Origin of the sequence: Streptomyces adustus, assembly GCF_009377175.1 — a bacterium.
Lineage (GTDB): Bacteria > Actinomycetota > Actinomycetes > Streptomycetales > Streptomycetaceae > Streptomyces > Streptomyces adustus.
Map to the genome: position 1 here is coordinate 1 of NZ_VJZD01000321.1, position 9,218 is coordinate 9,218.

The 9,218-nt window shown below is 70.9% G+C and carries 8 protein-coding genes and 1 rRNA gene; 1 reads left to right on the forward strand and 8 read right to left on the reverse strand.

Annotated elements, in window-relative coordinates; translation table 11 throughout:
* Both FNH09_RS41730 and FNH09_RS41740 read right to left on the reverse strand, forming a co-directional pair.
* A 16S ribosomal RNA gene (locus FNH09_RS41730) occupies positions 1–108 on the reverse strand; the annotation flags it as partial.
* A 553-nt stretch (positions 109–661) separates the two neighbouring features.
* On the reverse strand, positions 662–1,669 hold the full coding sequence (locus FNH09_RS41740) for a stage II sporulation protein M (RefSeq protein WP_152895076.1): 1,008 nt from the start codon (positions 1,667–1,669) through the stop codon (positions 662–664).
* A gap of 130 nt (positions 1,670–1,799) precedes the next feature.
* Here FNH09_RS41740 and FNH09_RS41745 point away from each other — a divergent pair, with 130 nt between their 5' ends.
* A complete protein-coding gene (locus tag FNH09_RS41745; protein ID WP_162469896.1) occupies positions 1,800–2,795 on the forward strand; it encodes an RDD family protein in 996 nt (331 codons plus the stop codon).
* A 12-nt stretch (positions 2,796–2,807) separates the two neighbouring features.
* Here the strand turns inward: FNH09_RS41745 and FNH09_RS41750 are convergent, their stop codons facing one another.
* From FNH09_RS41750 to FNH09_RS41775, 6 genes are all read right to left on the reverse strand, one after another.
* Entirely contained in the window at positions 2,808–3,422 is a 615-nt protein-coding gene (locus FNH09_RS41750; protein ID WP_152895078.1) for a hypothetical protein, read from the reverse strand.
* 178 nt (positions 3,423–3,600) lie between these two features.
* Positions 3,601–5,058 (reverse strand): adenosylhomocysteinase, encoded by a 1,458-nt coding sequence (ahcY, locus tag FNH09_RS41755; protein ID WP_152895079.1) that lies wholly within the window; start codon positions 5,056–5,058, stop codon positions 3,601–3,603.
* A 396-nt stretch (positions 5,059–5,454) separates the two neighbouring features.
* Positions 5,455–6,435 carry a cation diffusion facilitator family transporter gene (locus FNH09_RS41760; protein ID WP_152895080.1) on the reverse strand — a complete coding sequence of 327 codons (981 nt, stop codon included), beginning with the start codon at positions 6,433–6,435 and terminating at the stop codon, positions 5,455–5,457.
* A 139-nt stretch (positions 6,436–6,574) separates the two neighbouring features.
* Complete coding sequence (manA, locus tag FNH09_RS41765; protein WP_152895081.1) at positions 6,575–7,726, reverse strand: mannose-6-phosphate isomerase, class I; 1,152 nt, start codon at positions 7,724–7,726, stop codon at positions 6,575–6,577.
* Between the two features lie 65 nt (positions 7,727–7,791).
* Positions 7,792–8,925: an SIS domain-containing protein gene (locus FNH09_RS41770; RefSeq protein ID WP_152895082.1), complete on the reverse strand. Its 1,134-nt coding sequence runs from the start codon at positions 8,923–8,925 to the stop codon at positions 7,792–7,794.
* A gap of 29 nt (positions 8,926–8,954) precedes the next feature.
* Entirely contained in the window at positions 8,955–9,125 is a 171-nt protein-coding gene (locus FNH09_RS41775) for a Trm112 family protein (protein ID WP_152895083.1), read from the reverse strand.
* Positions 9,126–9,218: the final 93 nt, after the last annotated feature.

Below are 9,218 nucleotides of genomic sequence, written 5' to 3' on the forward strand. Positions count from 1 at the left end.
ACTCACCCGTTCGCCACTAATCCACCCCGAAGGGTTTCATCGTTCGACTTGCATGTGTTAAGCACGCCGCCAGCGTTCGTCCTGAGCCAGGATCAAACTCTCCGTGAATGTTTACCGGTAATCCGGTGCACACACACGAGAGCGGAACCACCGGAGGAATGATCCGGCGGTTCACAGCGTCCTCGCTGTGTTTATTTCAAAGGAACCTCGCTCCAGCCGATCGGCCGGAGACGGGGTATCAACATATCTGGCGTTGATTTTTGGCACGCTGTTGAGTTCTCAAGGAACGGACGCTTCCTTTGTACTCACCCTCTCGGGCTTTCCTCCGGGCTTTTTCCCTTCGGTCTTGCGTTTCCGACTCTATCAGACCGTTTCGCGATCCGATTTCCTCGGTGCTTTCCAGGTTCCCGCTCTCGCGTTTCCCTTTCCGGCGGTTCCGACTTTATCAGAAGTTTCCGGCCGTTTGATCGGCCATCCATTTCCGAGTGAATCGGGGCTTCCCGGAATCAATGTTCCAAGGAGCAGGAAGACTGCTCACCGTCGCCGACCGGATCGGATCCAGTTCCAGGCAACTGTGTAAATCTACCTCCCCGCGCGGGCTGCGTCAACAGCTCCTGCGGGGCGAAGGAAAGATTAACAGCTCTGCAAGGGTGCTCGCACATCAGGCGGCCGTCGGCACGGTCGCGCTGCGCTCGGCCTCCTCGATGTCGCCGGTCTCCCCGGTGCGAGCGGCACGGCCGCCCAGGATGTACACATACGCGAGAAAGGCCAGCTCAGCGGCTACGCCGATGCCTATGCGGGCCCAGGTCGGCAGGCCCGATGGCGTGACGAAGCCTTCGATCGCACCGGAGACGAAGAGGACCAGAGCGAGCCCGATCGCCATGCCCACTGCGGCGCGTCCCTCCTCCGCGAGGGCCGTGCGTCGGCTGCGCGGGCCGGGGTCGACAAGGGTCCAGCCGAGTCGCAGACCGGTGCCGGCGGCGACGAAGACCGCCGTCAGTTCCAGCAGACCGTGCGGAAGGAGCAGGCCGAGAAACGTGTCCAGCCGTCCGGCGGAGGACATCAGGCCCAGGCCGACGCCGAGGTTCAGCATGTTCTCGAAGAGGATCCACAGGACGGGCAGGCCCAGGAAGACACCGAGGACCAGGCACATCGCGGCGGCCTGGGCATTGTTCGTCCAGACCTGTGCCGCGAACGCGGCGGCCGGGTGGGAGGAGTAGTACGTCTCGTACTCGCCCCCCGGGCGGGTGAGCTCACGCAGTTCGCTGGGGGCCGCTATGGAGGACTGCACTTCGGGATGGGTGCCGATCCACCAGGCGAGCAGTACCCCCACCACGGTGGAGACCAGCGCGGTCGGCACCCACCAGTGCCGGGACCGGTAGACCGCGGCGGGAAAGCCCTGGGTCAGGAAACGGGTGACGTCACGCCACGACGCGGCGCGGGTACCGGTCACCGCACCACGCGCGCGTGCCACCAGCTGGCTGAGCCGACCGGTCAGCTGCGGATCAGGGGCACTGGACTGGATCAGCGAGAGGTGGGTGGCGGTGCGCTGGTAGAGGACGACGAGCTCGTCGACCTCGGCCCCGGTCAGTCGGCGTCGGCGCTTCAGCAGGGTGTCCAGGCGGTCCCACTCGGCTCGGTGGGCGGAGACGAAGACGTCGAGGTCCATCGGTTTTGCCTGCTCCTGAGCTGTTCGTCGGCGGCTCGTCGTGGTGTCGGCTTTTCGTACTGCGGCGCGATGCGCCCTCAGCTTGGCAGACTGGCCGTCCTCGGGGCAGGCCAGGGAAGGGACGGCGGACGTGAGTGAGCTGGTGACGGGCGAGGCGGTGGCTCTGGAGCTACGTCCCGCGAGGCTGCCCAGCAGGACTTTGGCCATCTTGCTCGACATGGCCGTCGCCGTGGTCGTCTACGTCGCGGTGATGGTGGCCCTGGTGCTGTCCACGGCTTCCCTGGACGAGGCCGCGCAGATCGCGGTGTCGATCGCGGCGTTCCTCCTCGTACTGGTGGGCGGCCCGATCGCGGTGGAGACGCTCAGCCACGGGCGTTCGCTCGGGAAGATGGCGGTCGGGCTGCGCGTGGTCCGCGACGACGGCGGGCCGATCCGGTTCCGGCACGCGCTGGTACGGGGTGCGATCGGTGTGGTCGAGATTCTGCTGACGCTCGGAGTGGTGGCCGTCATCGCCTCGCTCGTGTCTGCGCGGGGACGACGGATCGGGGACGTGTTCGCCGGGACTCTGGTCGTACGCGAGCGGGTGCCCGCGGCGCGGACCGGCTTCGTGCCGCCGCCTCCGCCCTGGCTCGCCGGGCGGTTCTCCGGGCTTGATCTGTCCTCGGTGCCCGATGATCTGTGGCTGGCGATCCGGCAGTACCTGACCCGGATGCGGCAGTTGGACCCGCAGGTCGGCTGGGCCATGGCCGCGCGGCTCGCCACGGATCTCGCGGACCGTACGGGGACTCCGGTGCCGCAGGGGGTGGTGCCGGCCGCCTATCTGGCGGCGGTGGTACAGGAACGGCAGGCCCGGGAGGTCCGCCGGACGTTCGGGAACGGGACGCCGACCACGGCGCCCACCGGCGGGGTGCCGGTCGTGCACGGCCCGCACGCCTCCCCCGTGCCCCCGGCTCCGGCCCACGTGGTTCCGGTCCCCACGGCCACGGCGGCCGGGCCTTCCGCTCCGCTGCCCCCGTCGCACGGGCCGACGGACGGGCCCGCGGTCTCGGGGGACGCGCCCTCGGGCTCCTCGGGGGCGACGACGCCGACCGACCGCCCCTCGTCCGGGTTCGCGCCGCCCGCGTGATCCCCGCTCGCCTCAGGCGAACACCGAAGGCGGCGATTCCAGGTCCTCCAGCTCGATGCCCGGAGCCGCGAGCACCACGTCGCCGGCGAGGTGCACGGCATGCCGCTCGCCGGTGTCCAGGGCTGTGACCTGGTACTCGTCCACGGTCAGGGGGCCACTGTCAGTGGCGTGTGTTTCTCTCTTCACCAAGGCCCAGGACTGGTCCACGGTGCGCGGGGCGAGGACCGGGTCGGTGAAGGCGACCAGGCGCACCCGGGTCGCCGAGGCGGAGGGGGTGAGGCGCAGCAGCCGGGCGGTGGCGACGAGGAACGCGGGGGACGTGCCGGTGAAGGCGTGCGCCGGGACATTGCCTTCGGTGGCATGACCGCCGGTGGGGTCCGTACGGACCCAGGTGACGCCGTCGAGGGCGGCGCCGCGGACCTGCCAGCCCCTCGCGTGGAGTTCGAGTCGGATGGGGCGGCCCAGCTCGTCGAGGGCGAGGTCGACCGAGCCGGTGTGCTCGCCCGAGGGGGAGGTCAGCTGGGAGACGTAGCGCCAGCCGGAGGGGCCGGGGGCGCAGTGGAAGTGCTCTCGTGCGAGGGGGGTGTGATCGTGCGGATCGTGGAGCGAATAACGGCCGCGGGGCATGGGGGTCCTGGGTCTTGACGGGCTGGCCGGAGCGTCGTGACGGGCGGTTCCGGCCGGGGGGCACCAATGGGGCAGGCCCCCGACACGGGGGTGCGGGGGCCTGCCTCGGAGGTGCTGGGGTCCGCTGCGGAGGAGCGCGCCGGGTTCGTGGACGCGCTCACCGCGGGTGGGCCGGGACTCAGTAGCGGTAGTGGTCGGACTTGTAGGGGCCCTCGACCTCGACGCCGATGTACGCCGCCTGCTCCGGGCGCAGCGTCGTCAGCTTGACGCCGAGCGCGTCCAGGTGGAGCCGGGCGACCTTCTCGTCGAGGTGCTTGGGCAGCGTGTAGACGCCGATCGGGTACTCCGACTGCTTGGCGTACAGCTCGATCTGGGCCAGCGTCTGGTCCGCGAAGGAGTTCGACATCACGAAGGAGGGGTGACCGGTGGCGTTGCCCAGGTTCAGCAGACGGCCCTCCGACAGCACGATGATGACCTTGCCGTCGGGGAACTTCCAGGTGTGGACCTGCGGCTTGACCTCGTCCTTGACGATGCCGGGGATCTTGGCGAGGCCGGCCATGTCGATCTCGTTGTCGAAGTGGCCGATGTTGCCCACGATGGCCTGGTGCTTCATCTTGGCCATGTCCGCGGCCATGATGATGTCCTTGTTGCCGGTCGTGGTGACGAAGATGTCGGCCTTGTCGATGACCTCGTCGAGGGTCGTGACCTGGTAGCCGTCCATCGCCGCCTGGAGCGCGCAGATCGGGTCGATCTCGGTGATGATCACGCGGGCGCCCTGGCCGCGCAGGGACTCCGCGCAGCCCTTGCCCACGTCGCCGTAGCCGCAGACGACGGCGGTCTTGCCGCCGATCAGGGTGTCGGTGGCGCGGTTGATGCCGTCGATCAGGGAGTGCCGGCAGCCGTACTTGTTGTCGAACTTCGACTTCGTCACGGCGTCGTTCACGTTGATCGCGGGGAACAGCAGGACGCCGTCGCGCTGCATCTCGTACAGGCGGTGGACGCCCGTCGTGGTCTCCTCGGTCACGCCGCGGATCTCCGAGGCGAGCTGGGTCCACTTCTGGGAGCCCTCGGTGATCGTGCGGTTCAGCAGTTCGAGGATGACGCGGTGCTCGTCGGACTCGGCGGTGTCGGGCGAGGGGACCTTGCCGTCCTTCTCGTACTCGACGCCCTTGTGCACGAGGAGGGTGGCGTCACCGCCGTCGTCCAGGATCATGTTCGGGCCGCCGGTGGGGCTGTTCGGCCAGGTCAGCGCCTGCTCCGTGCACCACCAGTACTCCTCCAGGGTCTCGCCCTTCCAGGCGAAGACCGGGACGCCCTGCGGGTTGTCGGGGGTGCCGTTCGGGCCGACGGCGATGGCCGCGGCCGCGTGGTCCTGGGTGGAGAAGATGTTGCAAGAGGCCCAGCGGACCTCGGCGCCGAGGGCGACCAGGGTCTCGATGAGGACGGCGGTCTGCACCGTCATGTGCAGGGAGCCGGTGACGCGGGCGCCCGCGAGGGGCTGCGTCTCGGCGTACTCCTTGCGGATCGACATCAGGCCGGGCATCTCGTGCTCGGCGAGGGTGATCTCCTTGCGGCCGAACTCGGCCAGGGAGAGGTCGGCGACCTTGAAGTCCTGTCGGTTGTCGACAGTCGTCATTGCGGGCTGCTCCTCGGTATCGGGGCGAGGTGGATAGGGCTGTTCTGCGCGACGGCGGACACAGGGGTGCCCGAAAGGGGCACAGCCATGCCGGCGTGTGCGCAGCGCAGTCCGTCCGTCGGAGGCCCTCTCTCCCTCGGACGATCCACACCGGGACCGCCCGACCGCCATCAGCAGCGACGTCTGACTCCACCCCAAGCTACACCGGCGGGCCCGCCCGCCCCAGTCCGTCTCGGGACGTGCCCGGCCGATCTCGGCCACGGAAGCGGGGTGGTGCTCGGTCGGGCCGGGGTGCTCCGGAGGTCGCCGCCCTGGTCGGGCGGCGATGGGCGGCGGTGTCGGTACCGCCGCCGTGGCCTGTGCCGCCGCGGCGACCGAACGGGATGTCGGCCGGGATCAGTGGCCGGAGGCGCCCGGGGTCGGGCCGCCGGGCGTCGCCGCGGGGTTCGGGCCCTTGGCGGCCTGGGCCTCGCTGTAGATGTCCGGCTCCAGGTAGATCACGCGGGCGATCGGGACGGCCTCGCGGATGCGGGCCTCGGCGGCGTCGATGGCCTTCGCCACCTCGGTGGCCGTGTCGTCGTGCTGGACGGCGATCTTCGCGGCGACCAGCAGTTCCTCGGGGCCGAGGTGGAGCGTGCGCATGTGGATGACGCGGGTGACCGTGTCGCCGTCGACGATCGCGGCCTCGATCTTCCTGACCTCCTCCGTGCCCGCGGCCTCGCCGAGGAGCAGGGACTTGGTCTCGGCGGCGAGGACGAGGGCGATCAGGACGAGCAGGACACCGATGCAGACGGTGCCGATGCCGTCCCAGACGCCGTCGCCGGTGAGCAGCGCGAGGCCGACGCCGCCGAGGGCGAGGACCAGACCGATCAGGGCGCCGAAGTCCTCCAGGAGGACGACGGGCAGCTCGGGCGCCTTGGCGCGACGGATGAACTGCGACCAGGACAGCGCCCCGCGCAGTTCGTTCGACTCGTTGATGGCGGTGCGGAAGGAGAAGCCCTCGGCGATGATCGCGAACACGAGCACGCCCACCGGCCAGTACCAGTGCTCGATGTCGTGCGGGTGCTGGATCTTCTCGTAGCCCTCGTAGATGGCGAACATGCCACCGACGGTGAAGAGGACGATCGAGACGAGGAAGGCGTAGATGTAGCGCTCGCGGCCGTAGCCGAAGGGGTGCTGCGGGGTGGCCTCGCGCTGTGCCTTCTTGCCGCCGACCAGCAGCAGTGCCTGGTTGCCCGAGTCGGCGAGCGAGTGCACGCCCTCGGCGAGCATCGAGGAGGAGCCGCTGAACGCGAACGCCACGAACTTCGATGCCGCGATCGCGAGATTGGCCCCGAGTGCCGCCACGATCGCCTTGGTGCCGCCTGACGCGCTCATGTGTTCGCGTTGTCCCTTCGCCTTCGTGCGTAGGCCGTCCGGGGCGCCGCCCGCGGGTGGCTTTGCCCGTCCTTTGCCGGTGGGACATTGTTGCAGCCCGGTCCGACGGAGCCGCGGCAGGCCACCCGCGCAGGCTGCCTCAGGCGATCACAGTGGCCCTGAACACCGTACCGACACCGGACACTTCGGCTTTTTCACCCGCCGGGACGAACACGGACTGCCCGGGGTGCAGGTCGTGTTCGCCCGCCCGTACGGTTCCGGCCGTGCAGAGCAGGATCTGCGGGGCCGTCCGCGTGAGGTCGCGGACGGGGCCGCCGTCGGCGAGGACGTACCGGGACAGCCGGAACTCGTCGATGGGGGTCTCGTAGACCTCTTCGCCGTCGGGCGACGCCTCCGGACGCAGTACGCCGGGGTCGGCGGCCTCGAAGCGGACGACGCGCAGGAGTTCGGGGACGTCCACGTGCTTGGGCGTCAGTCCGCAGCGCAGGACGTTGTCGGAGTTGGCCATGATCTCGACACCGAGGCCGCTGAAGTAGGCGTGCGGGACGCCGGCGCCGAGGAAGAGGGCCTCGCCGGGCTGGAGCCTGACGTGGTTGAGCAGCAGCGCGGCGATGACTCCGGGGTCGCCCGGGTAGTGGTGGGCGAGGCCGGCGTACGGGGCGTAGTCCCCGCCGAGACGGTCGCAGGCCGCCGTGGTCTCGGCGACGGTGTGGGCCATCTGCTCGCGGTCGGCGGTGAGGATCGCGGTCAACACCTCGCGCAGGGCCGCTTCCTCGGGGTGGGCGTGCAGCAGGTCGACATACGGCTTGAGGGAGTCGACGCCGAGGCCGTCGAGCAGGTCGGCGGCCCGGAGCGGGTCGCGGAAGCCGCACACGCCGTCGAACTCGGTGAGCGCACAGATCAGTTCGGGCTTGTGGTTGGCGTCCTTGTAGTTGCGGTGGGGGGCGTCGACGGGCACGCCCTCGCGCTCCTCCCGCGCGAATCCCTCCTTCGCCTGCGCCAGGTCGGGGTGGACCTGGAGGGAGAGGGGCGCGTCGGCCGCGAGGAGCTTGAGGAGGAACGGGAGGCGGGGGCCGAACCTGGCCACCGCCGCCGCACCGAGTTCCTTCTCGGGGTCGGCGTCGACCACCTCGACCAGGGTGCCGCGCTCCGTGCGCGAGGGTGCGCCGGGGTGGGCTCCCATCCACATCTCCGCCTGCGGCTCGCCGGTCGGTTCGACACCCAGCAGGGTCGGAATGGCGGTGACGGAACCCCAGGCGTAGGGGCGGACGGTGTTGTCGAGGCGGTCCATGCTGAGTTTCAGTCTCCGTGGGTACGCGGCGCGGCGGGCGCTCGTCGGAAGGTGCGGACCAAGGATCAGGCACCGGAGGCGAGCGCCAGGTAAACGGCGGCGAAATCGGTGATGGCGATCAGTTCCGCGAGGGTCTCCAGTTCGCCGCCGGTCTCCGGCTCCAGCTCGCTGATCGGCGTGTCGTGACTGAGGGCCAGGTCGCGGGCCGAGGGGGCCGCGGTCAGGCCGTCGGTGGGGCGGTCGCGCAGCAGCACCACGCGCGCGTGGAAGGCGGGCGGTTCCTCCACCCGGTCGCGGAAGAAGTCGTCCGGGTCTGCGCTGGCGGCGAGCGGGCCGGCCAGCAGGGCGTTGTGCGCGGCGAGCGCCTCGGGCAGTTCGGCCACGAGGGCGGGGCGGCCCGCGAGTTCGGCGAGGGCCGCGGAGAAGCGGCGGCCGGCCGGGCCGGCCGAGACGCCCTCGGTCCAGATCACCGGGAGCGAGTCGGCGAGTTCGGCGGCCAGGGTCTTGGCGGGGTTGCTGTAGGTCGCGACGGCGGGACCGCAGCGTTCGGCGATGTGGTCGAGGCGGTCGGCGACCCTCTCGACCGCCTCGGGCGGAGCGGTGAGCAGGCCGACGCGGTCCAGGAGGGCCAGCAGCGGGGTGAGCAGCGCCCAGAAGACCCCGGGCGCGGAGGCGGTGAGGGGTCGTTCGTCGGTCTCGTCGTACGGGGCGGTCGCCATCGGTACGAAGAGACCGTGGGCGCCCGCCACCGCTTCGACGAGCGGGGTTGCGGCGGGGGCCACCGCGACGACGGAGCAGCCGCGGCGGTAGGCCTGGTCGGCGAGGAGGGAGAGGGACGGCTCGGTGCCGTCGGGGGTGGCGATCAGGAGCAGGTCCACCGAGCCCGCCCAGCCGGGGAGTTCCCAGCGCAGGGCGCCGGAGGCCGGGGCGACGCCGGTGGGGGCCAGCCGGGTGACCGGGCTGCCGGCACCGGCGAGGGTGCCGAGCAGGTCGGCGGCACAGGTGGCGGCGGCGCCGGGACCCGCGATGAGGACGGCGCGGGGGCGGCCGTCGGGCTTGAGGCCGTGGACGCCCGCCTCGGCGGCGTGCCGGGCGGCCGTGCGCACCCGGGCGCCTGCCTCGGCGGCGCCGCGCAGGAGGGCGCGGCGGTCGGCCTCGGCGAGGGCCTCCGGTGCGTCGAGCAGCGATTCGTCGAGCATGGGCGGCAGTCTCCGATCGCCGGTCGTCGTTACGCGGGGCGGCGGGCCTCGTCGACGAGGAGGACGGGGATGCCGTCGCGGACGGGGTAGGCCAGACCGCAGTCCTGGCCGGTGCAGACGAGTTCGTCGTCCTGCTCAGTGATCGGCGCGTGGCAGGCCGGGCAGGCGAGGATCTCCAGGAGGCCGGCTTCGAGCGGCATGGGCGGTCCCTTCGGCGGGTGCGTGCGCGGGTAACACGCGCGTGTACGGATGTGCCTGGTCAGGGTACCGCCGGTGGGGGCGGGGTGTTGGGG

Coding starts and splice junctions, on each gene's coding strand:
- FNH09_RS41740 (WP_152895076.1), bottom strand. CDS start 1,669: ATGGACCTCGACGTCTTCGTCTCCGCCCACCGAGCCGAGTGGGACCGC.
- FNH09_RS41750 (WP_152895078.1), bottom strand. CDS start 3,422: ATGCCCCGCGGCCGTTATTCGCTCCACGATCCGCACGATCACACCCCC.
- FNH09_RS41760 (WP_152895080.1), bottom strand. CDS start 6,435: ATGAGCGCGTCAGGCGGCACCAAGGCGATCGTGGCGGCACTCGGGGCC.
- FNH09_RS41775 (WP_152895083.1), bottom strand. CDS start 9,125: ATGCCGCTCGAAGCCGGCCTCCTGGAGATCCTCGCCTGCCCGGCCTGC.
- ahcY (WP_152895079.1), bottom strand. CDS start 5,058: ATGACGACTGTCGACAACCGACAGGACTTCAAGGTCGCCGACCTCTCC.
- FNH09_RS41770 (WP_152895082.1), bottom strand. CDS start 8,925: ATGCTCGACGAATCGCTGCTCGACGCACCGGAGGCCCTCGCCGAGGCC.
- manA (WP_152895081.1), bottom strand. CDS start 7,726: ATGGACCGCCTCGACAACACCGTCCGCCCCTACGCCTGGGGTTCCGTC.